Here is a 23,007-nt window from a genome sequence, read left to right on the forward strand (position 1 = left end):
GGCAGCGTGTCTGCCCGGCGTCCCTGTCCGTGAGACGCTGCGCAAATGCCGGATAACAACGACCCTAACACTCCCCGCAGTGCGCCCGATATCAGCAGTCTGCGCGATGCCCTGAGATCACTCGCCACGCTGGCTGGCCTGCACGGAGGCTTCGAGGACCCGGAGCGCGAACCCGCCAAGGTGATCTGGCGCCTGGTTCGCCTGATGGATCAGCAGTTGCGCGAGAAAGACAGACTCTCGCTGGCGCTCGATAACCACAATGACGGGCTCTGGGACTGGGATTTCCGCAACGGCGTGTTCTTCCTGAGCGAACTCTGGAAGCGCGGGCTTGGCTATGAGCCGGAAGAGCTCGGCAACAGTCGTGCGGACTGGGAGTCGGCCATCCATCCGGATGACCTGCCCATGGTGCAGGAGCGCTTCGAGTTTCACCTGCTGGGTGGCATCGACGAATTCGAGGCGGAATACCGCTTCCGGGCAAGAAACGGTGACTGGAGCTGGATTTCCAGCCACGGACGGGTCGTGTCGCGTGACGGCACGGGGCGAGCCGTACGCATGGTGGGCCTGCACCGCAACGTGACCGAGCGCAAGGGCTTCGAGCTCGAACTGCTGCGCGCCAAGGAAGCCGCGGAGTCGGCCAGTCGCGCCAAGGGCGATTTTCTGGCCAATATGAGCCACGAAATCCGCACTCCCATGAACGGCATCATCGGCATGACCGAACTCGCCCTCGATACCCAGCTCGACGCCGAACAGCGCGGCTATTTGCAGACGGTCAAGAACTCGGCCGAGTCACTGCTGGCCATCATCAACGACGTGCTCGATTTCTCGAAGATCGAGGCCGGGAAGATGGCGATCGAGAACATCGATTTTTCTCTGCCTGCCGTGCTCTCTGATACCTTCAAGGCGCTTGCGCTGCGAGGACATCAAAAGGGGCTCGAACTCGTCTTCGGCATTGCGCCGGACGCGCCACAGGTCTTGCGGGGTGACCCGAACCGCTTGCGGCAGGTGCTCATGAATCTGCTGGGCAATGCGATCAAGTTCACCGAACGGGGCGAGGTCGAGGTCGCTGTCCGCGTCATGCAGCGCAACGGCTCGCGCGTGACGTTGCAGTTCGATGTCTGTGACACCGGCATCGGCATTCCGGCAGACAAGCAGGCGGAAGTGTTCGGCGCGTTTTCTCAGGCAGATACCTCCACGACGCGGCGCTACGGCGGCACGGGGCTGGGGCTCGCGATATGCCGGCGGCTTGTGGAACTCATGCGTGGCCGGATGTGGCTGCGCAGTGAAGTCGGCAAGGGCAGTACCTTCTCCTTTTCGGTAGAAGTGGAGGCGGTCCGCGCATCGGTCAGCGACGAACAGATTGACCCGAAATTTGCCCGCATGAGTGCGCTGATCGTTGAAGACAGCCGTGCTGTGGCCCGCGAACTCTCGGCGACCCTCAAACGCTGGGGTTTTTCGGTGGATGTCGCACGGACCGGGCAGGAGGCCGAGGCGCTTCTCAAGCAGGCATCCCGCAGCGGCATGCCCTTCGACATCATGATCGTCGATGCAGGCATGCCGGAGCCGGGCGGGTTTGCCTTGCCGGCATATTTTCACGCGGAAGGGGCGAGTTGCGAACGGATCATCATGCTGCTGCGTTCGGATACGCAGCGCAACGATGTGGCGCGCTGTCGCCAGTTCGGCGTGCGGGCCAACATCATCAAACCGGTTTCGCCGACCGACTTGCTGGAGGCCGTCCGGCTTTCGCTGTCTTCCGAATCTGCCAGCACCGAGATCGAACTCGACGAGTTCAGTATCGACGAGAACCTGCTCAAGGCCGCCAGCGGGCCGCTCAAGAGTCGCTCCGTCCTGCTCGTGGAGGACAACCTGGTCAATCAGGCGGTTGCCACCAAACTGCTTCAGCGCGCGTCTTACGAGGTCATTGCCGCCAACAACGGGCAGGAAGCGATCGAGTGGTTCGAAAAACGCCGTTTCGATCTGATCCTCATGGACGTGCAGATGCCGGTCCTTGGCGGCCTTGAGGCGACCCGGGCAATCCGGGCGCGCGAGGCTCGCCGCAGTTGGGCGATGTCCGGCCGCTGGGAGATCACGCCGATCATCGCGATGACGGCCCACGTGATGCAGGGCGACCGGGAGCGCTGTCTGGAGGCCGGGATGGACGACTATGTTTCCAAGCCCATCCAGCCGCAGGATCTCTTTGGTGCCATCGAACGGGTCATGAGCCGGCTCGACGAATCCGCCGGTGAGGAGTTCGTTCAGGAGATCGCTGCGGGCGGGCAGGGGGGCGCCGTCAGCGCGGCGGTTTCGGATGTGATTGATCTCAGCCAGGCTCGCGCGCTGCTTGATGGCGACGAAGCTTCATTGCAGGGGCTGATCGATATTTTCCTGGCCGAGTATCCGAAGAGCCTCCAGAAAATGGAGGAGGCGAGCCGTGACCAGGATGCGAGAGCCCTGGGGGTGGTGGCGCACTCCCTCAAGTCGTCGGTCGGGTTGTTTGGCGCGACGGAGGCTGCTGCCATTGCCCAGCGGGTCGAGGCGGCCGGACGGCGGGGAGACGCTGCAGCCGCCTTCGGCGCGCTTCCGGAATTCCGGTCCGAACTGGCGCGTGTCGTACGCAGCCTGCAGGCGGCAAAGGCTGAAGTGACCTCCTGAAGCCTCATCAAACTTGCGGCAAAAGCGGCGTTCGGGCTAAAATCCCGCCAATCTTCAAGAGGGATTCGTCTGGAAAGACGGTCCCTTTTTTCACGTCGGACCCATCGACTGGCAGCCCCGCGTCACCGTGCGCAGGAGCCGGAGCGAGGGTCCGATTTCACAGGAATCCAGGAGTATTGATCGTGACGGAAACCCTTTACGCCCTTCTTGCGCTCGCCGATGGCACCGTGTTCCATGGACAGGGTGTCGGAGCCGTAGGAAAAAGCGTTGGCGAGGTGGTGTTCAACACCGCCATCACCGGCTACCAGGAAATCCTCACCGATCCTTCCTACACCCGTCAGATCGTCACCCTGACCCACCCGCATATCGGTAACGTCGGCATCAACCGCGAAGACTGCGAGGCGGGCCGTATTTATGCGGCAGGCTTGGTGATCCGCGACCTGCCCTTGCTGGTGTCGAACTTCCGTTCCGAGCAGACGCTGGACGCGTACATGAAGGCCGAGAATGTGGTCGGGATCGCCGGCATCGATACCCGCAAGCTCACCCGCATCCTGCGCGAAAAGGGTGCCCAGGCCGGCTGCCTGATGACTGCCGTGAGCCAGAAGGACCTCAATGCCGAGGCAGCCGTCGCCGAAGCGCGTGCCTTTCCCGGACTGGCCGGCATGGATCTGGCCAGGGTTGTCACGACCGACAAGGCCTATTCCTGGACTTCCGGCGAATGGAAACTGGGCAAGGGCTACGTGGAGCAGGAAAATGCGCGCTTTCACGTGGTGGCCTATGACTTCGGCGTCAAGCGCAACATCCTGCACATGCTGGCCGAGCGCGGCTGCAGGCTGACCGTGGTCCCGGCGCAGACGCCGGCTTCCGAAGTGTTGGCCCTCAATCCGGACGGAGTGTTCCTGTCCAACGGCCCTGGTGACCCAGAGCCCTGCGATTATGCGATCGCGGCGACGCGCGAGTTCCTGGATCGTCGCTTGCCGACCTTCGGTATCTGTCTGGGCCACCAGATCATGGGCCTCGCTGCAGGCGCCAAGACGCTGAAAATGAAGTTCGGCCACCATGGTGCAAACCATCCGGTCAAGGATCTCGATTCCGGCCGCGTGCTGATTACCAGCCAGAACCATGGCTTTGCAGTGGATGAGAAAACCCTGCCGGCAAACGTGCGTCCGTCGCATGTTTCCCTGTTTGACGGCAGCCTCCAGGGGCTGATGTGGACGGATCGTCCTGCCCTGTGCTTCCAGGGGCACCCGGAAGCCAGTCCGGGACCGCATGACGTGGCCTATCTGTTCGACCGTTTCGTCGACATGATGGCCGCCAGCGCCAAGCAGTAACGCATTTCCGGCGAGCGAGGCGGATGCCACGCTCCGAACGCAACGAATTTCAGGTGTAGACATGCCAAAGCGGACAGACATCCAATCCATCCTCATCATCGGTGCCGGCCCGATCATCATCGGTCAGGCCTGCGAGTTCGATTATTCCGGCGCCCAAGCCTGCAAGGCCCTTCGCGATGAAGGCTACAAGGTCATTCTGGTCAATTCGAACCCGGCCACGATCATGACCGATCCGAACATGGCAGATGTGACCTATATCGAGCCGATCACTTGGCAGGTTCTCGAGCGCATTATCGAGAAGGAGCGCCCGGACGCCGTGCTGCCTACAATGGGCGGCCAGACGGCGCTGAACGCGGCGCTGGATCTGTGGCGCAACGGCGTGCTGGACAAGTACAAGGTGGAACTCATCGGCGCGACGCCGGAGGCCATCGACAAGGCGGAAGACCGCCTGAAGTTCAAGGACGCGATGACCAAGATCGGACTGGAGTCCGCACGGTCAGGTATCGCACATTCGATGGAAGAAGCCATGGCCGTGCAGGCCAAGGTCGGCTTTCCCGCGATTATCCGCCCCTCATTCACCATGGGCGGTACGGGCGGCGGCATTGCCTACAACGTCGAGGAATTTGTCGAGATCTGCACCCGCGGCCTCGATCTTTCGCCGACCCGCGAGTTGCTGATCGAAGAGTCCCTGCTGGGCTGGAAGGAATTCGAGATGGAAGTCGTGCGTGACCGGCACGACAACTGCATCATCGTCTGCTCGATCGAAAACCTCGATCCGATGGGCGTACACACCGGCGACTCGATCACGATCGCACCGGCGCAGACGCTGACAGACAAGGAATACCAGATCATGCGGAATGCATCGGTCGCCGTGCTGCGCGAGATCGGCGTCGATACCGGTGGTTCGAACGTGCAGTTCGCCGTGAATCCGAAGGATGGGCGCCTGATCGTCATCGAGATGAATCCGCGCGTGTCACGGTCGTCGGCCCTGGCTTCCAAGGCCACCGGCTTCCCGATCGCGAAGGTCGCTGCCAAGCTGGCGGTCGGCTTCACGCTGGACGAGCTCAAGAACGACATTACCGGCGGCGCGACGCCCGCCTCCTTCGAGCCTTCGATCGACTACATCGTCACCAAGATTCCGCGTTTTGCCTTCGAGAAATTCCCTCAGGCGCCGGATCGTCTGACCACCCAGATGAAGTCGGTAGGGGAAGTCATGGCCATGGGCCGCACCTTCCAGGAGTCGTTCCAGAAAGCGCTGCGCGGCCTTGAAGTGGGTGTGTATGGGCTGGATGAAGTCGAATGTGATCGTGAAGAACTCGAGCACGAACTGGCGAACCCCGGTGCAGAGCGGATCTGGTATGTCGGTCAGGCCTTCCGCGAGGGCTACTCGCAGGAGCAGGTCCATCAGCTGACCAGGATTGATCCGTGGTTCCTGGCCCAGATCGAGGACATCATCCTCAGTGAAAAGAGCCTTTCAGGCCGGTCGCTCAAGAGCCTGGATGCTTCGGCCCTGCGTGCGCTCAAGCGCAAGGGTTTCTCGGATCGCCGCATCTCGCGTCTCTTGGGCACGGATGAAACGGCTGTGCGCCTGCATCGCCATGGTCTCGGCGTGCGTCCGGTCTACAAGCGCGTCGACACCTGCGCGGCGGAATTCGCCTCGAACACCGCCTACATGTATTCCTGCTATGACGAAGAGTGTGAATCGCAGCCTTCGGACAAGAAAAAGATCATGGTGCTGGGCGGCGGCCCGAACCGGATCGGGCAGGGCATCGAGTTCGACTATTGCTGCGTTCACGCAGCGTTGGCAATGCGTGAGGATGGCTATGAAACCATCATGGTCAACTGCAATCCGGAAACCGTCTCGACGGACTACGACACATCTGACCGTCTGTATTTCGAACCGCTGACCCTGGAAGACATCCTTGAAATCGTGGCGGTCGAGAAGCCGGTTGGCGTGATCGTGCAGTTTGGTGGTCAGACGCCGCTCAAACGCGCACGCGATCTTGAAGCCAATGGCGTGCCCATCATCGGCACGAGTCCCGATATGATCGATGCGGCGGAAGACCGCGAGCGCTTCCAGAAGCTGCTGCAGGATCTGGGGCTCAAGCAGCCGCCCAACCGCACTGCCCGCAACGAGGCTGACGCGATCCGTCTGGCCGCCGAAATCGGCTATCCGCTGGTGGTGCGCCCGAGTTATGTGCTGGGTGGCCGCGCGATGGAAATCGTGCATGAGCAGAAGGATCTCGAGCGCTACATGCGCGAAGCCATCAAGGTCTCCAACGATTCACCGGTGCTGCTCGATCGCTTCCTGAACGACGCTACCGAGGTGGACGTCGACGCGATGTCTGATGGCCAGCAGGTCATCATCGGCGGCATCATGCAGCACATCGAGCAGGCCGGCGTTCACTCGGGGGACTCCGCTTGTTCGCTGCCGCCCTATACGCTTTCTGCCGAACTGCAGGATGAGCTGCGTCGCCAGACCGAAATGATGGCGCGGGCCCTGAACGTCGTAGGCCTGATGAATGTGCAGTTCGCGATCCAGGGCGGCACCGTTTATGTGCTCGAAGTGAACCCCCGTGCATCCCGTACGGTTCCCTTCGTGTCCAAGGCGTGCTCGCTGCCGCTGGCCAAGATTGCAGCACGCTGCATGGCAGGCCAGTCTCTGGCTTCGCAAGGCGTCACGCACGAGGTTGTGCCGCCGTACTTCTCTGTGAAGGAAGCCGTCTTCCCGTTCAACAAGTTCCCGGGCGTTGACACGATTCTCGGACCGGAAATGAAGTCGACCGGCGAAGTGATGGGGGTCGGCAAAACCTTTGCCGAAGCCTTCGTCAAGAGCCAGCTGGCTGCAGGGGCCCGCTTGCCGTCCTCTGGAACCGCGTTCCTGAGTGTCAAGCAAAGCGACCGGCCGAAGGCGGTTGAAGTGGCACGGGAACTGCTGGAACTTGGTTTCAAGGTCGTGGCGACAAAGGGAACTGCAGGCTATCTGCATAACGCAGGCGTAACGTCGGTGACGCCGGTCAACAAGGTGACCGAGGGGCGTCCTCACATCGTGGATATGATCAAGAACAACGAAGTCACGCTCGTGATCAATACCGTTGATGAGAAGCGCCAGGCTGTGCTGGATTCGCGTTCGATCCGAACCAGTGCGCTCGCAGCAAAGGTTTCCATCTTCACAACCATCGAAGGGGCAAGAGCTGCCTGCATGGGCATTCGTCACCTCAACGATCTTGAACCCTATGCGTTGCAGGAACTGCACGCCAAGCTGAACTGAAGAAAAATGATCAAGACTCCATTGACCGTTAATGGCGCAGAGCTGCTGCGCGCCGAGCTGCACCATCTCAAGACTGTCGAGCGTCCGAACGTGATCGCGGCCATTGCTGAGGCCCGATCGCACGGAGACTTGTCGGAAAATGCCGAATACGACGCAGCCAAGGAACGCCAGGGCTTTGTCGAAGGACGCATTGCCGAGGTGGAAAGCAAGCTCTCCACCGCCCAGATCATTGATCCGGCACTGCTGGATGCCGATGGCCGCTGCGTGTTCGGAGCGACCGTGGACTTGGAAGATCTCGAAACCAACAAGCGTGTCGTCTACCAGATCGTGGGCGAGGACGAAGCTGACCTGAAATCAGGCAAGATCTCTGTCAGTTCTCCGATCGCCCGTGCATTGATCGGAAAATCGGCGGGCGACGTGGCCGAGGTGCAGGCGCCCGGCGGCGTTCGCGAATACGAGATCATCGACGTTCGCTACATCTGATCAGCATGTCGAGACTAGCCGAGTCTTTGTATGCGCTAGCTGTCACCGTGTGGGTCGGCGCGCTTTGGGCCATCGGATACATCTCGGCCCCGGTTCTCTTCGAATACGCGGGAGACAGGACGCTTGCAGGGACGCTTGCCGGACATCAGTTTGCGATCGTGGCCTGGCTGGGCATCGTATGTGGCGTGTATCTGATGATCTACATGCTGTTCCGGGAGGGAGGCAAAGCGCTGCGCCAGCCTGCCTTCTGGCTTGTGCTGGTCATGTGGCTGCTCGTGCTGGCAGGGCATTTCGGCATCAGCCCGATCGTTGAAAGATTGCGGATAGATATCGCCCGAGATGTCGTTCAGAGCGTCGTGCGCAGCCGTTTTGCAACCTGGCACGGCATTGCGAGCGTGCTCTGGCTGATCGAAAGCGTGCTCGGCGTGGCACTTGTCACGCAACTGATCCGGAAATGAAAAAGGCCGGCATGTGCCGGCCTTTTGCAAAGACTGCGAGCTCAGCGCGCACTCTTGCGGGTGCGACCAGCACCGGCAGAGGGTTTGCGATAGCGCGGCTCAGGCGCTCCGGCCAGCGATTTGCGGGGGGCGTTGCTTGTGGTCGGGCGCCCAGGCCGCAGGTCGAAGCCCGCTTTGTCTGCAGTTTTTCGGCGCGCACCTGCCGGGCTTTCCTGCTTGGCCTGAGGTTTGTGCAAGTCCGGATTCAGCCGGTAGACCACCAGCAGCTTCCCGATGCTCTGCACCGAATGACAAGAGAGCTGCGAACAGATTTCCTGAAGGTAGGCGATGCGGGCGTCCCGGTCGTCCCCATAAACTCGGATCTTGATCAGTTCGTGAGCCTTCAGTGCCAGCTCGATTTCCTTCAGCACATTGCTCGTCAGGCCGTTGCCGGCGATACTCACGACAGGATCAAGGTGATGGGCTTGTGCGCGGAGTTCGCGACGTTTCGCAGGGCTAAGATCTTGCATGTGTTTGATTAATCCTCACTAAAGTTGAATTGTAGTGCCATGAAGCCCAGCAAGACCAGCAAGTCCTGGATGCAGGAACACGTAAATGACCCCTGGGTGCAGAAGGCGAAGGTTGCCGGATACCGCGCTCGCGCCGCTTTCAAGCTGATTGAAATCGATAGGAAAGACCGCCTGATCCGACCCGGCATGGTCGTTGTCGACCTGGGTTCTGCCCCCGGTTCTTGGTCGCAGATTGCGGCGCCACTCGTCAAACCCGGTGGACAAGCGTTTGCTCTGGATATCCTGCCTATGGAGCCCGTGCCCGACGTATGTTTCCTGCAAGGCGACTTCCGGGAAGACTCGGTGCTCGCGGAGTTTGAAAAAATGCTTGCGGGGAGGGCCGTGGACCTTGTGTTATCGGATATGGCCCCCAACATGTCGGGTAATGCGGTCAGCGATGACGGTCGAATGATGTATCTGGCGGAGTTGGCGCTCGAGTTTTCGAGATCCCATTTGCGGCCGGGCGGCAACATGCTTATCAAAGTGTTTCAGGGGGCCGGCTTCATGGAGTTTCGTGCTGAAATGCAGAAGACCTTTCGCAGTGTCGTTTCGCGCAAGCCCGAGGCCTCTCGTGACCGCAGTGCCGAGGTCTACCTCCTCGGGCTTGACAGAAAGGCCTGACGTGCCCGCTATTGCATGGATTGTTTGCCGGCGGGAACGTTCCTACATAGAATGAGTCAAGAGTTTTGTCAGTCCCTTCCTTCATCGGGACTTATCGGGAGTTGCTTTGAATAACAACGTTTTCAAGAATGTTGCGATCTGGCTGGTGATCGGCGTGGTTCTGCTGACCATCTTCAATCAGTTCAACGGTCGTCAGACTCAACAGAACACCATGGAATACTCCCAGTTCATGGAAGATGCCAAGGCCGGGCGAATCGCCAAGGCCAGCATTGACGCTCAGCGTCATGTTGTCACGGCTCTGACTCAGGAAGGCCGTCAGGTTGTGGTTAATTACCCGCCTGACCTCTGGATGGTTTCGGATCTTCTGCACGCAAACGTGCAGGTTTCATCCAAGCCCGAAGAAGAGCCGTCCTGGCTCGCCAGTGTTTTCCTTCAGCTCCTGCCTGTCCTCCTGATGGTGGGAGTCTGGATCTTCTTCATGCGTCAGATGCAGGGGGGCGGCAAGGGCGGAGCATTTTCGTTCGGCAAGAGCAAGGCTCGCATGCTGGACGAGTCCGCAAACTCCATCACCTTCGCTGACGTCGCAGGTTGCGACGAGGCCAAGGAAGAGGTCGGCGAGCTTGTGGAGTTCCTTCGTGATCCTTCAAAGTTTCAGAAGCTGGGTGGCCGGATTCCGAAAGGCGTCCTGATGGTGGGCTCTCCCGGTACCGGTAAGACCCTGCTTGCGAAAGCGATCGCCGGCGAGGCGAAGGTTCCGTTCTTCAGCATTTCCGGCTCTGATTTTGTCGAGATGTTTGTGGGCGTGGGTGCTGCACGTGTCAGGGACATGTTCGAGAACGCCAAGAAGGCGGCTCCGTGCATCATTTTCATCGACGAGATCGACGCGGTAGGCCGTCAGCGGGGTGCTGGCCTCGGTGGTGGTAATGATGAGCGCGAACAGACGCTGAACCAGATGCTCGTCGAGATGGACGGTTTTGAAGGGAACTCGGGCGTTATCGTGATCGCCGCGACCAACCGTCCTGATGTTCTTGATCCGGCCTTGCTGCGACCCGGCCGCTTCGATCGCCAGGTGACGGTACCGCTGCCCGACATCCGTGGTCGCGAGCAGATTATCAAGGTCCATATGCGCAAGGTCCCCGTTGCGCCTGACGTGGACGCGATGGTCCTGGCGAGAGGAACGCCCGGAATGGCAGGGGCGGACCTTGCCAATCTGGTCAATGAAGCAGCCCTGTTTGCTGCACGCGGAAACAAGCGTCTTGTTGATATGGACGACTTCGAGCGTGCCAAGGACAAGATCTTCATGGGGGCCGAGCGCAAGTCGATGGTGATTTCGCCCGAAGAGAAAAAGGCGACGGCTTATCACGAGTCCGGACACGCCATTATTGGCTCCCTGCTTCCGGGGTGTGATCCGGTTCACAAGGTCACGGTGATTCCGCGGGGCAGGGCGCTTGGCGTCACCTGGTCCTTGCCAGAACGCGATCGTACAAGCCTTTATCAGGATCAGATGCTTGCCCAGATCAGCATGCTGTTTGGCGGCCGCGTGGCGGAAGAACTGTTTGTCGGAAAGGTCTCTACCGGCGCGTCGAATGACTTTGAGCGCGCAACGGCGACTGCACGAGACATGGTGACCCGCTACGGCATGTCAGCAGAACTGGGGCCGATGGTGTACGCCGAAAACGAGGGCGAGGTTTTTCTCGGCCGTTCGGTAACCACCCACAAGAACGTGTCGGAGGCCACCTTGCAGAAGGTGGATGCCGAGATTCGCCGGATCATTGACGAGCAATACGATCTTGCGCGTCGTCTTCTTCAGGAGCATCGTGACAAGGTTGAAACGATGACTTCCGCGCTGCTTGAGTGGGAAACCATTGATGCAGACCAGATCCGGGACATCATGGAAGGGCGTCCGCCTCGTCCTCCTAAGCCTCCTGCGGGCTTGACGCCGCCTCGGCAGGATGAAGGACCTGGCGCGGCTCCAGCCGCCCCTGCTCCGATCGCCTGAGCTTATCGACACTGAAGGTGTGAGCCCCGCGAATGCGGGGCTTTTCGCTTGGCGGGAAGTTGATCCCAGCGAAGCCTGTCGGCTTCTCCGGTTTTGACGAAAATGTTGTATCTACCTACCGAGTCCACTGCTTTGAATTTCTGAACGGCCTGATTGTGCAGCGCAGACGTTCGGCTTGAATCTACGGTTGGACTAATGAGCTCCTGGAATTCATGGAGCCCGTTTTGGAGACAAGGAATGGCCAGAAAGTATTTCGGAACCGATGGCGTCAGAGGACGGGTCGGCGTAGCGCCCATCACGCCGGACTTCGTCATGCGCTTGGGATATGCAGCAGGCAAGACACTTGTTGCCCGCGAGAAGCTCGCCGCTGGCCAGCATCCTGCAGTCCTGATCGGTAAAGACACGCGCGTATCGGGTTACATGCTTGAAGCAGCGCTGGAAGCGGGGTTCGCCGCTGCGGGCGTGAACGTGATTCTCGCCGGACCGATCCCGACGCCTGCCGTTGCATATCTGACCCGAGCGCTCAGGTTGCAGGCGGGTGTAGTTCTCTCAGCCTCCCACAATCCTTACTACGACAACGGGATCAAGTTTTTCTCTGCTGCGGGATCAAAGCTGCCTGATGCCGTTGAGGAGGAGATCGAGGCGCATCTCGATGAGCCGATGGGGTGTGCCGAATCCTCCCTGCTTGGCCGTGCAAAGAGGATTGACGATGCGGCGGGGCGCTATATCGAGTTCTGCAAAAGCACCTTTCCGGGGGATCTTGATCTTCGCGGCTTGAAGATCGCGCTTGATTGCGCGCATGGCGCGGCGTATCACATTGCGCCCAAAGTGTTCCATGAACTCGGGGCCGAGATTGTCAGCGTCGGTGTTCAGCCGGATGGCATGAACATCAACGACGGCGTTGGGGCGACTGTTCCTGCCAGCATACGTGAGGCTGTTCTCAAGCATGGCGCGGATTTGGGTATCTCTCTCGATGGCGATGGCGACAGGCTTCTCATGTGTGACCGCGCCGGAGAGTTATACGATGGAGACAAACTGCTCTACGTCATCGCCCGTTCGCTCAAGGATGAAGGCCGTTTGCCAGGGGTCGTGGGAACGCTGATGAGCAACTTGGGGTTCGAGCATGCCATCAAGCGTCTTGGTGCTGATTTTGTTAGGGCCAAAGTTGGCGACCGATATGTGCTGGAACAACTGATTGAACACGGGTATCGCATCGGAGGCGAGAATTCCGGGCATATCATTTGCCTTGATCGGCACACCACTGGGGACGGCATCGTTTCCGCCTTGCAGGTGCTTGCTTCGTTGCGTCTGAGATCCGAAACTCTTGCGCAGGCCTGCTCCGATCTTGTGTTCTATCCGCAGCGGCTCATAAACGTTCGGATGAAGAACGGATTCGACTGGCGGTCGGACACAGGGATCTCGGCGGCTATCGAGGTTGCCGAGCGAGAGCTGGGAGACTCCGGACGCGTGCTGCTGCGAGCATCAGGCACAGAACCCTTGCTGAGAGTTCTGGTTGAGGGGCGTGATGCGGAACTTGTTGAGCAATTGGGAAGGCAGATTGCGTCGGCTGTTTCCTCGGCGTTTGAGTAAAGTCCGCACCAGGTATTTTCGTAAGAGTTTATGTTTGTGCTTGACAGACCTTTTTTTGTTTTCTAGAATCTTGTTTTCTTTCAAACGGCGAAACGCTTTAAACAAATGAGTGGTTTCTGGTTTAGTCTCCTGCTGGTTGTGCATATTCTGGTGGGTTGTGCTGTGATTGGCTTCGTGCTGCTCCAGCATGGCAAGGGGGCTGACATGGGGGCGGCGTTTGGTAGCGGGGCGTCGGGTAGTCTGTTCGGGTCCTCCGGTTCTGCGAATTTCCTCAGTCGCACAACTGCCGTCTTGGCTACGGTGTTTTTTGTGACCAGCTTGTCTCTTAGCTATTTTGCGACTGGTTCGCGGGGTTCTGAGGGTGCTAGCTTGATGAAGGGTGTTGCTGTTCCTGCTGCATCTGGTTCAGTGCCCTCGCAAGAAGTTCCTAAATAAAATAATTAAAAGCTGCGGCTAGGGTTGTTGCTTAGCTGTAAGCTATAAGTTGTTCGAGAAGTGCCGACGTGGTGAAATTGGTAGACACGCCATCTTGAGGGGGTGGTGGCGCAAGCCGTATGAGTTCGAGTCTCATCGTCGGCACCAGAGAGATTGAAACGCCCGCTTGTTAGCGGGCGTTTTGCAATGAGCAGGTTTCCCCAAGAGGAAGCAGTAATGCTGAACAATTACTTTCCCGTTCTGCTCTTTATCGCGGTTGGCTTGGCTGTTGGCGTTGCGCCAATGGTTCTAGGCCGACTGCTTGCCCCATATAAGCCCGATCCCGAAAAATTATCTCCCTACGAGTGTGGGTTCGAGCCCTTCGAAGAGGCGCGCATGCGCTTCGACGTACGTTATTATCTGATCGCTATTCTCTTTATTCTTTTTGATCTTGAGGTGGCATTTTTGCTGCCTTGGGCGTCAATTGTGAAAGAACTGGCAGGTATCGAGACCGTTCGCATGTTCGGTTTCGTCGAGATGTTCGTCTTTCTCGGAATTCTCGTGATCGGCTATGTGTACGTCTGGAAGAAGGGTGCGCTCGACTGGGAGTGATCCTGGCCTGATATCCCTGCTCCAAGACGCCTGACTCTACAAAGAGGGGCTCTCTGTGAGTATTGAAGGTGTTTTTCGCGAAGGCTTTGTCACGACCTCCCTTGATGCTGTCATCAATTGGACAAGGACGGGCTCGTTGTGGCCGATGACTTTCGGTCTTGCTTGCTGTGCCGTGGAAATGATCCATGCCGGCTGCTCTCGTTACGATCTTGATCGGTTCGGCGTCGTTTTTCGTCCCAGTCCACGTCAGTCCGATCTCATGATTGTTGCCGGAACCCTGTGCAACAAGATGGCGCCTGCCTTGCGCAAGGTGTACGACCAGATGGCGGAGCCAAGATGGGTGATTTCCATGGGCTCATGCGCAAATGGGGGCGGCTATTACCATTACTCCTATTCTGTCGTTCGGGGATGTGACCGGATTGTTCCGGTAGACGTTTACGTGCCTGGTTGTCCCCCAACCGCCGAAGCCTTGATTTACGGAATTCTCCAGCTTCAGAACAAGATTCGTCGTACAAATACGATTGCTCGTGAAGGAGTGCCTGCCTGATGAGCAGACTTGAAAATCTTGCGCGGAAACTGGCGGAGCGATTCGAAGGGCAGGGGCATAGCGTCGCGACTGATGACTCGGAAGTGACCTTGACTGTTCTCGCTGCGGACTACGCCGAAGTAGCGCGCGTGCTTCGGGATGATCAGTCCTTTGGCTTCGAGCAACTGATTGATCTGGCTGGTGTTGACTACGCAGGGTATTGCGGCCAGAGGAAGCATTCCAAGCGCTTTGCGGCGGTTTCTCATCTGCTCTCCCTTTCCAATAACTGGCGTCTCCGCTTGCGTGTTTATGCTGAAGACGACGCGTTTCCTGTCGTGACTTCACTGTGCGAAGTATGGCCATCCGTTGCATGGTTTGAACGCGAGGCTTTCGACATGTTCGGCATCATGTTTGACGGACACCCGGATTTGCGTCGAATTCTGACTGATTATGGCTTTGTAGGTCATCCGTTCAGGAAGGACTTTCCGGTGTCGGGTTTCATGGAAATGACTTACGACAAGGAGCAAGGGCGGGTGGTTTACCAGCCCGTCACGATTGAGCCCAGGGAAAATACCCCGCGTATTGTCCGAGAGGCGGTGTACGGAGGCGATCGTGGCTGAAATCAAGAACTACACCATAAATTTCGGTCCGCAGCACCCTTCGGCCCACGGCGTATTGCGTCTGATTCTTGAGCTTTCGGGGGAGGTTGTCGAGCGAGCCGATCCGCATATTGGACTGCTTCATCGCGGTACTGAAAAACTAGCCGAAACCAGAACCTGGATTCAGTCGGTTCCTTATATGGATCGTCTGGACTATGTTTCCATGATGTGCAATGAGCACGCGTATTGCATGGCAATCGAGAAGCTTCTCGGAGTCCAGGTGCCTTTGCGTGCTCAATACATCCGGGTCATGTTTGACGAGATTACCCGGATTTTGAACCATTTACTGAACATCGGTACCCATGCTCTGGATATCGGTGCGATGACAATGGTGCTCTACACGTTTCGAGAGCGCGAAGACCTGATGGATGCGTACGAGGCCGTTTCTGGCGCCCGAATGCACGCTGCGTATTATCGACCTGGCGGTGTTTATCGTGACCTTCCTGATCAGATGCCCAAGTATCAGGTCAATAAGTTCAAGGATGCCGCTTCCGTTGCCAAACTCAACGCATCAAGAGAGGGGTCACTTCTCGACTTCCTTGAGGATTTCACCGACCGTTTTCCGACCTACATCGACGAATACCATACGCTGCTGACGGATAATCGGATCTGGAAACAGAGAACGGTGGATGTTGGGATCGTATCCGCAGAGCGTGCCAAAGCCTTGGGCTTCACCGGAGCGATGTTGCGTGGGTCAGGTGTTGTGTGGGATCTTCGCAAGAAACAGCCTTACGAGGTCTATGAGCACCTGGACTTCGATATTCCCGTCGGAACAAACGGCGATTGTTATGACCGGTATCTGGTTCGAATGGAAGAGATGCGGCAAAGCAATCGCATCGTTCGGCAATGTATCGACTGGTTGAAGAAAAATCCTGGTCCGGTCATTACCGACAACCACAAGATCGCTCCTCCTTCGCGTGAGAAGATGAAAGGCAGCATGGAGGAGTTGATCCACCATTTCAAGCTTTTCACGGAAGGCATGCATGTTCCCGAGGGTGAGGTTTACTCAGCCGTTGAGCATCCGAAGGGAGAGTTTGGCGTGTATGCCATTTCAGACGGGGCTAACAAGCCTTGGCGGCTTAAGTTGCGTGCCCCGGGCTTCGCACATCTTGCCGCAATGGATGAAATGGCGAAGGGCCACATGATCGCAGACGTTGTGGCGATTATCGGAACCATGGATATTGTCTTTGGCGAAATCGACCGCTGAGAAAAAACATGTTGAGTGATGAATCATTGCGGGCAATAGACCGCGAAATTGCCAAATATCCTGCCGACCAGAAGCAGTCTGCGATCATGGCTGCCCTTCGGATTGCGCAGACGGAAAAAAGGTGGCTGGCGAGCGAAACGATTGAGTACGTTGCAGAGTATCTGGGTATGCCCGCAATGGCTGCTTACGAAGTTGCGTCGTTTTACAACATGTACGACCTCAAGCCGGTTGGAGAGCACAAGATCACGGTTTGCACGAATCTTCCCTGTGCCCTGTCCGGTGGGCAGGAGGCGGCTGAGTACATCAAGCAGAAACTAGGGATCGGTTTTAACGAGACCAGCGCTGATGGCCGGTTCACCCTCAAGGAAGGTGAGTGCATGGGGGCCTGTGGTGACGCCCCAGTTCTGCTTCATAACAACCACAAAATGTGTTCCCGCATGACACGAGAACAGATCGATAAAATGATCGAGGAGCTTTCGCGATGAGTGAAACCCGCTTGATTCTGGCCGATCTGAACGGCGCCGATGCTTGGCGGCTGGCAGAGTATGCCAAGCGTGGCGGCTACGAAGCCCTTCGCAAGATTATTGCGGAAAGCGTGGGAGCTGACGACATTATCAGTGCCCTCAAGACCTCGAATTTGCGTGGACGTGGTGGTGCCGGGTTTCCGACAGGGCTGAAGTGGAGTTTCATGCCGAAGGCCTATACGGGCCCCAAATATGTCGTTTGCAATTCCGACGAGGGGGAGCCGGGTACTTTCAAGGATCGCGACATACTGCGCTATAACCCCCATGCAGTAATCGAAGGAATGATCATTGCTGGCTACACGATGGGGTGCGTAGCGGGATATAACTATATTCATGGCGAGATATTCGAAGTTTACGAGCGCTTCGAAGAGGCTCTCGCAGAAGCCAGGAATGCGGGGTTGCTCGGCCGGAATATTCTTGGATCAAACTTCTCTTTTGAGTTGTTTGCCCATCATGGCTATGGAGCCTATGTCTGCGGTGAAGAGACGGGTTTGCTCGAGTCCCTGGAGGGGAAAAAGGGCCAGCCGAGGTTCAAGCCCCCGTTTCCTGCCAGCTTCGGTCTTTATGGCAAGCCGACTACGATCAACAATACCGAGACATTTGCGTCAGTCCCGTTCATTTTGCGAATGGGAGGGCAGGCTTTCCTTGATCTGGGAAAACCAAACAATGGAGGAACCAAGATTTTCTCGGTGTCCGGGCATGTGAACCGCCCGGGTAATTACGAGGTTCGTCTTGGCACCCCATTTTCGGAACTGCTTGAAATGGCTGGAGGCATGCGTGGTGGCAGGAAGATCAAGGCTGTCATTCCGGGCGGGTCATCGGCTCCGGTAATCCCTGGAGACGTCATGATGGACCTCACGATGGACTATGACGCGATCTCCAAAGCCGGCTCAATGCTTGGTTCTGGCGCAGTAATCGTCATGGATGAGACCACTTGCATGGTCAAGGCATTGGAGCGTCTGTCCTACTTTTACTTTGAAGAGTCCTGTGGCCAGTGTACGCCTTGCCGGGAAGGCACGGGCTGGATGTACAGAATGATGCACCGGATCGAGAATGGCCAAGGGCGTGCAGAGGATCTGGCCTTGCTGGATAACGTTGCTGAAAACATCATGGGACGTACCATCTGTGCGTTGGGTGACGCGGCTGCAATGCCGGTGCGAGGCTTCCTGAAGCATTATCGTGACGAGTTCGCGTATCACATTGAACACAAGCGCTGCATGATTTCCCCCGAAGTTCAGAGGGAAGGCAGCAAGATTTACGTGGCGCAGGATTGAGCATGCTAGAAATCGAAATTGACGGCCAGAAAGTGGAAGTTGCTCCTGGCAGCACGGTGATGGATGCTGCTCGAAAACTGGGCAAACAGATTCCGCATTTCTGCTACCACAAGAAGTTGTCGATCGCAGCGAACTGTCGCATGTGCCTCGTGGATGTCGAGAAAATGCCTAAGGCTGTGCCCGCTTGCGCGACGCCTGCCGTAGCCGACATGAAGGTCAGCACGTCCTCCGAGAAGGCAACCAAAGCGCAGAAGTCGGTGATGGAGTTTCTGCTCATTAACCACCCACTTGATTGTCCGATTTGTGATCAAGGGGGCGAGTGTCAGCTTCAGGATGTTGCCGTAGGTTATGGAGCGCCGGCTTCTCGTTACAAGGAGGAGAAACGGGTCGTCTTCAATAAAAATCTTGGTCCTCTGATCAATACAGACATGACCCGCTGCATCCATTGCTCCAGATGCGTGCGTTTTGGTCAGGAAATTTCCGGTGTCATGGAGCTGGGCATCGCCAACAGAGGTGAGCATTCGGAAGTCATGGCCTTCGTTGATCGTTCGGTTGATTCCGAGCTTTCGGGGAATGCGATTGATTTGTGTCCTGTCGGTGCTCTCACATCCAAACCTTTTCGTTTTGCAGCGAGAAGCTGGGAACTCACTCGTCGCCGTTCTGTGAGTCCTCATGATTCGCTGGGCACGAACCTGCAGGTTCAGGTCAAGCATGACAAAGTATTTCGTGTCCTTCCGTTCGAAAACGAAGACGTTAATGAGTGCTGGATTTCGGATAGGGACCGTTTTTCCTACGAAGGACTGTACGCCGAAGACCGTCTTGTCAAACCGCGAATCAAGCATGGCGGTGAATGGCACGATGTCGATTGGCAGACAGCCTTGGACTACGTCGTTCGCACACTGAATGACATCAAGACCGAGCACGGGGGCGAACAGATTGGCGCACTGATTTCCCCGGGTTCCACGGTAGAGGAGATGTTTCTTGCCCAGAAGATTGTACGTGGACTGGGATCCGATAACGTTGATTTCCGTCTGAGACAAAGCGATTTTTCGCGTGACGGGCATAGAACCGGGGCGCCCTGGCTCGGGATGTCGGTAGCAGAACTCGCCACTCTGGATTCCGTACTTGTAGTTGGCAGTTTTCTTCGCAAGGATCATCCGCTGCTCGCGCAGCGTCTTCGCCAGGCTGTTCGTCGAGGCGCTAAACTTTCAAGGGTCAACCCGGTTGCAGATGATTGGCTGATTCCTATCGAATCCGAGTTGATTTGTGCGCCGGATGCGCTCATTGGGCAACTGTCGGCAGTCTTGGCTTCCGTGAGTCGTCTTTCTGCTTCGGATGCTCAACCCCAGTTCGTCACTCTGATGAGCAACGCGGTACCGAATGATGCCACTGACAGCGTTGCGTCTTCGCTCCTGAAGGGAGAGAAAAGGGCAGTCCTTTTGGGAAATTTCGCCTGTCAGCACCCGCAGGCTGCAGTAATTGAAGCGCTGTGCTCAGAGATTTCGAGGATTGCAGGAGCCAAATTCGGAGTACTGGGGGAGGCGGCAGGAACCGTGGGCGGCTATCTGGCCGGAGCTGTTCCTGCTGGGGGGCTGAATGCTCAATCGATGCTGAAGTCTCCCCGCAAGGCATATGTGATCCTTGGTGCTGAGCCTTCCTTGGACTGTTTCGATGGCGTTCTTGCGGAAGAGGCTCTAGCTTCTGCAGCGAGCGTGATCTATCTGGGCAGTTTTTCAGGCAAGGCTTCCGATTACGCAGATGTCATGCTGCCTGTTTCTCCTTTCACTGAAACTTCGGGCTCATTTGTGAATATCGAAGGTCGAGTCCAGTCGTTTAACGCTGTTTCTGCTCCTTTGGGGGAGACGCGTCCTGCGTGGAAGGTCTTGCGAGTGCTAGGAAACCTTTTGGGTTTCGACGGTTTTGAGTATGAGTCGTCCGAGGCTGTCAGAGATGAAGCTTTGTCGGGTTATTCTCCTGACGGGCTTTCCAACAAGGCTCCTCTCTTGGCGTTTGTTTCTTCGACCAGTACCGGTTTTCAGAGGATTGCTGACGTTCCCGTCTACTTCACTGACGCGCTTGTGAGAAGGGCGACTGCGCTGCAAAAGACAAGGGACGCCCGAATTCCGGTGGCCCGATTCAATCCTGAAGATGTCCAGAAAATAGGCGTTTTGGATGGAGATGAAGTCCGCGTAGGCGGAACTGGCCCCGCCGTGTTGATGCGATGTGTGGCAGATAAATCAGTGTCTGCAGGCTGTGTGCGTGTCTCGGCAGGACATCCGGATACTGCACCTCTCGGGCCTATGTTCGGAACCCTGAAATTGGAGCGCGCATGATGCATCAGGCTCTTCAGCCCGTAGCGGATCTCTTTGGGCCTCTCTGGGTGGTGGTGTGGACGTTGCTTAAGATCGTTCTCATCGTAGCTCCGCTTTTGGGTGCAGTGGCTTATATGACCTTGGCCGAGCGAAAGGTTATTGGCTATATCCAGGTGCGTATTGGTCCCAACCGAGTAGGGCCATTAGGTCTTCTGCAACCTCTGGCAGATGGTTTGAAGCTGTTGTTCAAGGAAATTATCGCGCCCGCCAAATCCAGCAAGGGGTTGTTTTTTCTGGGGCCGATCATGGCAATTGCCCCTGCGCTTGCGGCATGGGCGGTTGTGCCTTTTTCTGACGCACTGGTTCTCGCTGACGTCAATGCAGGATTGCTGTACTTGATGGCAATGACCTCGCTTGGCGTGTATGGCGTCATCATCGCTGGGTGGGCATCCAACTCAAAGTATGCTCTGCTCGGGACGCTACGAGCTGCAGCTCAAATGGTCTCTTATGAGCTTGCTATGGGCTTTTCGCTTGTTTGCGTGTTGATGATTTCCGGGTCTCTCAATCTATCGGAAATTGTTCTGGGACAAAGTGAAGGGCGTTTCGCCGATGCGGGTTTGGGGTTTCTCAGCTGGAACTGGTTGCCGTTGCTGCCAATGTTTGTCGTCTATTTCATATCTGGCGTCGCGGAAACGAATCGGGCGCCTTTCGATGTCGTTGAAGGCGAGTCAGAAATTGTGGCCGGGCATATGGTTGAGTATTCCGGTATGGCTTTTTCGCTTTTTTTCCTTGCGGAATACGCCAACATGATTCTGGTTGCGATTCTTGCCTCAGTATTCTTCCTTGGTGGATGGCTGTCCCCTTTCGGATTCCTGCCTGACGGAATCGTGTGGTTGCTACTGAAAGCGGCATTCCTCCTTTTTGTATTTCTTTGGATTCGCGCTACATTTCCGCGCTTCAGATATGACCAGATCATGCGTCTGGGCTGGAAGGTTTTTATCCCTCTTTCGTTGCTCTGGGTGCTGGTTCTCGGTATCTGGATCATGTCACCACTGTCGATCTGGAAATAAACGTCATGGGTGCTGTAAAAGAATTTTTCGGCAGCGTTGTCCTGCTTGAACTACTGAAAGGCATGGCCCTGACTGGCAGGCATTTTTTTGCTCGCAAAATCACGGTTCAGTTCCCGGAGGAGAAGACCCCTCAGAGTCCCCGGTTCCGAGGTCTGCATGCGCTTAGGCGCTATCCGAACGGGGAGGAGCGCTGTATTGCCTGCAAATTGTGCGAAGCGGTCTGCCCCGCTTTGGCAATAACGATTGATTCCGCCATGCGTGAGGACGGAACGCGCCGTACGACGCGTTATGACATCGATCTTACAAAGTGCATTTTTTGCGGTTTTTGCGAGGAAGCTTGCCCAGTGGACGCCATTGTGGAGACTCGAGTCCTCGAATACCACGGGGAAAAAAGGGGCGATCTTTACTACACGAAGCAGATGTTGCTTGCGGTGGGGGATCGTTTCGAGAAACAGATTTCCGAAGATCGCGCCGCTGACGCGAAATTCAGATAAGCCGCGAGGAATAAATGGCTCTTTCTTTTCCTACCTTCTGCTTTTATCTGTTTTCGGCAGTGTTGGTTTTTGCGGCAGCACGCGTCATTACTGCAAGAAATCCGGTTCACGCGGTGCTTAGCCTGGTTCTGGCCTTTTTTACGTCCGGCATGATCTGGATGCTGATGAATGCAGAATTTCTTTCCATCGCTATCGTGCTGATTTATGTCGGTGCCGTGATGGTGCTATTCCTGTTTGTCGTGATGATGCTGGACATCAATATCGATCGCGTGCGAGAAGGTTTTTGGCGCTATCTTCCTGTGGGTTTGGTCGTCGCGTTGATCATGGTTGCGGAAATGGCTTTTGTACTGAATGGGCGTTATTTCAATAGCCCTGACCTGCAGGCGCCCGTACTTGTTGATCCTGCATTGTCGAATACGAGAGAGTTGGCTAAGACGATCTTTACCGATTATGCCTATCCGTTCGAATTGGCTTCATTGGTGCTTCTGGTGGCCATGATTGCGGCTGTCATGCTCACCTACCGGCGTAGAGATGGATCCAAGGCTGTGGACCCTGCGCAGCAGATCAAGGTGAAAGCCGCGGATCGTTTGGTTGTGCACAAGTTGGCAGCAGAAAGAGATGTTGATGCAGTCCAGTTGGAGAACGTCGAAAAATGATTGCTCCGCTTGCGCATGTCCTAACGCTGGGCGCGATTCTGTTTGCGATCGCCGTTGTTGGTATTTTCCTTAACAGGAAAAATCTTATTGTTCTGTTGATGTCGATAGAGTTGATGCTCCTTTCCGTTAACATGAACTTCGTTGCTTTTTCCAGCTACTACGGTGATCCGGCTGGTCAGATATTTGTGTTTTTCATATTGACTGTGGCGGCCGCCGAAGCGGCGATTGGTTTGGCTATCTTGGTCGTTCTTTTCAGAAATCTCCGGTCAATCCATGTTGACGATCTAGATAGTCTGAAGGGTTGAGAAA

At 56.7% G+C, this 23,007-nt stretch carries 21 protein-coding genes and 1 tRNA gene; 21 read left to right on the forward strand and 1 reads right to left on the reverse strand.

Features of this window, described 5'->3' with window-relative positions:
- Positions 1-45: 45 nt before the first annotated feature.
- The 5 genes from ABDB87_RS10870 to ABDB87_RS10890 all read left to right on the forward strand — a co-directional run bounded on the left by ABDB87_RS10870 (position 46) and on the right by ABDB87_RS10890 (position 8,192).
- Complete coding sequence (locus ABDB87_RS10870) at positions 46-2,649, forward strand: response regulator (RefSeq protein WP_345926849.1); 2,604 nt, start codon at positions 46-48, stop codon at positions 2,647-2,649.
- A gap of 182 nt (positions 2,650-2,831) precedes the next feature.
- Complete coding sequence (gene carA / locus ABDB87_RS10875) at positions 2,832-3,980, forward strand: glutamine-hydrolyzing carbamoyl-phosphate synthase small subunit (protein WP_345926850.1); 1,149 nt, start codon at positions 2,832-2,834, stop codon at positions 3,978-3,980.
- A gap of 61 nt (positions 3,981-4,041) precedes the next feature.
- Positions 4,042-7,251 carry a carbamoyl-phosphate synthase large subunit gene (carB, locus tag ABDB87_RS10880; protein ID WP_345926852.1) on the forward strand — a complete coding sequence of 1,070 codons (3,210 nt, stop codon included), beginning with the start codon at positions 4,042-4,044 and terminating at the stop codon, positions 7,249-7,251.
- Positions 7,252-7,257: 6 nt separating this feature from the next.
- Complete coding sequence (gene greA, locus ABDB87_RS10885; protein ID WP_345926854.1) at positions 7,258-7,734, forward strand: transcription elongation factor GreA; 477 nt, start codon at positions 7,258-7,260, stop codon at positions 7,732-7,734.
- A 47-nt stretch (positions 7,735-7,781) separates the two neighbouring features.
- Entirely contained in the window at positions 7,782-8,192 is a 411-nt protein-coding gene (locus ABDB87_RS10890; protein ID WP_345926856.1) for a DUF4149 domain-containing protein, read from the forward strand.
- Positions 8,193-8,233: 41 nt separating this feature from the next.
- On the opposite strand, the gene ABDB87_RS10895 is transcribed toward ABDB87_RS10890, so the two are convergent.
- Complete coding sequence (locus ABDB87_RS10895) at positions 8,234-8,635, reverse strand: YhbY family RNA-binding protein (RefSeq protein ID WP_385917822.1); 402 nt, start codon at positions 8,633-8,635, stop codon at positions 8,234-8,236.
- Between the two features lie 105 nt (positions 8,636-8,740).
- Between ABDB87_RS10895 and ABDB87_RS10900 the strand changes: the two genes are divergently transcribed.
- The 16 genes from ABDB87_RS10900 to nuoK all read left to right on the forward strand — a co-directional run bounded on the left by ABDB87_RS10900 (position 8,741) and on the right by nuoK (position 23,003).
- Complete coding sequence (locus tag ABDB87_RS10900; RefSeq protein ID WP_345926859.1) at positions 8,741-9,361, forward strand: RlmE family RNA methyltransferase; 621 nt, start codon at positions 8,741-8,743, stop codon at positions 9,359-9,361.
- 106 nt (positions 9,362-9,467) lie between these two features.
- Positions 9,468-11,360: an ATP-dependent zinc metalloprotease FtsH gene (gene ftsH, locus ABDB87_RS10905; RefSeq protein ID WP_345926861.1), complete on the forward strand. Its 1,893-nt coding sequence runs from the start codon at positions 9,468-9,470 to the stop codon at positions 11,358-11,360.
- Positions 11,361-11,597: 237 nt separating this feature from the next.
- On the forward strand, positions 11,598-12,950 hold the full coding sequence (gene glmM, locus ABDB87_RS10910; RefSeq protein WP_345926863.1) for a phosphoglucosamine mutase: 1,353 nt from the start codon (positions 11,598-11,600) through the stop codon (positions 12,948-12,950).
- A 105-nt stretch (positions 12,951-13,055) separates the two neighbouring features.
- The gene (gene secG, locus ABDB87_RS10915; RefSeq protein WP_345926865.1) at positions 13,056-13,385 is read left to right on the forward strand and encodes a preprotein translocase subunit SecG; all 330 of its coding nucleotides are present in this window, start codon (positions 13,056-13,058) and stop codon (positions 13,383-13,385) included.
- A gap of 62 nt (positions 13,386-13,447) precedes the next feature.
- A tRNA-Leu gene (locus tag ABDB87_RS10920) sits at positions 13,448-13,532 on the forward strand.
- Between the two features lie 69 nt (positions 13,533-13,601).
- On the forward strand, positions 13,602-13,976 hold the full coding sequence (locus ABDB87_RS10925; RefSeq protein WP_345926867.1) for an NADH-quinone oxidoreductase subunit A: 375 nt from the start codon (positions 13,602-13,604) through the stop codon (positions 13,974-13,976).
- 55 nt (positions 13,977-14,031) lie between these two features.
- Positions 14,032-14,523 (forward strand): NuoB/complex I 20 kDa subunit family protein, encoded by a 492-nt coding sequence (locus tag ABDB87_RS10930; RefSeq protein WP_345926870.1) that lies wholly within the window; start codon positions 14,032-14,034, stop codon positions 14,521-14,523.
- Entirely contained in the window at positions 14,520-15,122 is a 603-nt protein-coding gene (locus tag ABDB87_RS10935) for an NADH-quinone oxidoreductase subunit C (protein ID WP_345927301.1), read from the forward strand. The genes ABDB87_RS10930 and ABDB87_RS10935 overlap by 4 nt, the downstream gene beginning before the upstream one ends.
- Complete coding sequence (locus tag ABDB87_RS10940) at positions 15,115-16,368, forward strand: NADH-quinone oxidoreductase subunit D (RefSeq protein WP_345926872.1); 1,254 nt, start codon at positions 15,115-15,117, stop codon at positions 16,366-16,368. The genes ABDB87_RS10935 and ABDB87_RS10940 overlap by 8 nt, the downstream gene beginning before the upstream one ends.
- Before the next feature lie 8 nt (positions 16,369-16,376).
- Entirely contained in the window at positions 16,377-16,853 is a 477-nt protein-coding gene (nuoE, locus tag ABDB87_RS10945; protein WP_345926874.1) for an NADH-quinone oxidoreductase subunit NuoE, read from the forward strand.
- Positions 16,850-18,166 carry an NADH-quinone oxidoreductase subunit NuoF gene (nuoF, locus tag ABDB87_RS10950; RefSeq protein WP_345926875.1) on the forward strand — a complete coding sequence of 439 codons (1,317 nt, stop codon included), beginning with the start codon at positions 16,850-16,852 and terminating at the stop codon, positions 18,164-18,166. Before nuoE ends, nuoF begins: the two co-directional genes overlap by 4 nt.
- Before the next feature lie 2 nt (positions 18,167-18,168).
- Positions 18,169-20,499, forward strand: coding sequence for an NADH-quinone oxidoreductase subunit NuoG (gene nuoG, locus ABDB87_RS10955; RefSeq protein WP_345926877.1), 2,331 nt, complete (start codon positions 18,169-18,171; stop codon positions 20,497-20,499).
- Entirely contained in the window at positions 20,499-21,548 is a 1,050-nt protein-coding gene (nuoH, locus tag ABDB87_RS10960) for an NADH-quinone oxidoreductase subunit NuoH (RefSeq protein ID WP_345927303.1), read from the forward strand. Before nuoG ends, nuoH begins: the two co-directional genes overlap by 1 nt.
- 5 nt (positions 21,549-21,553) lie before the next feature.
- Positions 21,554-22,042, forward strand: coding sequence for an NADH-quinone oxidoreductase subunit NuoI (nuoI, locus tag ABDB87_RS10965; RefSeq protein WP_345926879.1), 489 nt, complete (start codon positions 21,554-21,556; stop codon positions 22,040-22,042).
- A gap of 14 nt (positions 22,043-22,056) precedes the next feature.
- Positions 22,057-22,698: an NADH-quinone oxidoreductase subunit J gene (locus ABDB87_RS10970; RefSeq protein WP_345926881.1), complete on the forward strand. Its 642-nt coding sequence runs from the start codon at positions 22,057-22,059 to the stop codon at positions 22,696-22,698.
- The gene (nuoK, locus tag ABDB87_RS10975) at positions 22,695-23,003 is read left to right on the forward strand and encodes an NADH-quinone oxidoreductase subunit NuoK (RefSeq protein WP_345926883.1); all 309 of its coding nucleotides are present in this window, start codon (positions 22,695-22,697) and stop codon (positions 23,001-23,003) included. Before ABDB87_RS10970 ends, nuoK begins: the two co-directional genes overlap by 4 nt.
- Positions 23,004-23,007 lie beyond the last annotated feature (4 nt).

It is taken from the genome of Uliginosibacterium paludis, from assembly GCF_039631355.1.
GTDB classification, from domain to species: Bacteria; Pseudomonadota; Gammaproteobacteria; order Burkholderiales; family Rhodocyclaceae; genus Uliginosibacterium; species Uliginosibacterium paludis.

Excerpts from the sequence above, each read along its gene's own strand:
- ABDB87_RS10870 (WP_345926849.1), top strand. The coding sequence starts at position 46 with ATGCCGGATAACAACGACCCTAACACTCCCCGCAGTGCGCCCGATATC.
- carB (WP_345926852.1), top strand. The coding sequence starts at position 4,042 with ATGCCAAAGCGGACAGACATCCAATCCATCCTCATCATCGGTGCCGGC.
- greA (WP_345926854.1), top strand. The coding sequence starts at position 7,258 with ATGATCAAGACTCCATTGACCGTTAATGGCGCAGAGCTGCTGCGCGCC.
- ABDB87_RS10900 (WP_345926859.1), top strand. The coding sequence starts at position 8,741 with ATGAAGCCCAGCAAGACCAGCAAGTCCTGGATGCAGGAACACGTAAAT.
- glmM (WP_345926863.1), top strand. The coding sequence starts at position 11,598 with ATGGCCAGAAAGTATTTCGGAACCGATGGCGTCAGAGGACGGGTCGGC.
- secG (WP_345926865.1), top strand. The coding sequence starts at position 13,056 with ATGAGTGGTTTCTGGTTTAGTCTCCTGCTGGTTGTGCATATTCTGGTG.
- ABDB87_RS10925 (WP_345926867.1), top strand. The coding sequence starts at position 13,602 with ATGCTGAACAATTACTTTCCCGTTCTGCTCTTTATCGCGGTTGGCTTG.
- nuoE (WP_345926874.1), top strand. The coding sequence starts at position 16,377 with ATGTTGAGTGATGAATCATTGCGGGCAATAGACCGCGAAATTGCCAAA.
- nuoF (WP_345926875.1), top strand. The coding sequence starts at position 16,850 with ATGAGTGAAACCCGCTTGATTCTGGCCGATCTGAACGGCGCCGATGCT.
- nuoG (WP_345926877.1), top strand. The coding sequence starts at position 18,169 with ATGCTAGAAATCGAAATTGACGGCCAGAAAGTGGAAGTTGCTCCTGGC.
- nuoH (WP_345927303.1), top strand. The coding sequence starts at position 20,499 with ATGCATCAGGCTCTTCAGCCCGTAGCGGATCTCTTTGGGCCTCTCTGG.
- nuoI (WP_345926879.1), top strand. The coding sequence starts at position 21,554 with ATGGGTGCTGTAAAAGAATTTTTCGGCAGCGTTGTCCTGCTTGAACTA.
- ABDB87_RS10970 (WP_345926881.1), top strand. The coding sequence starts at position 22,057 with ATGGCTCTTTCTTTTCCTACCTTCTGCTTTTATCTGTTTTCGGCAGTG.
- nuoK (WP_345926883.1), top strand. The coding sequence starts at position 22,695 with ATGATTGCTCCGCTTGCGCATGTCCTAACGCTGGGCGCGATTCTGTTT.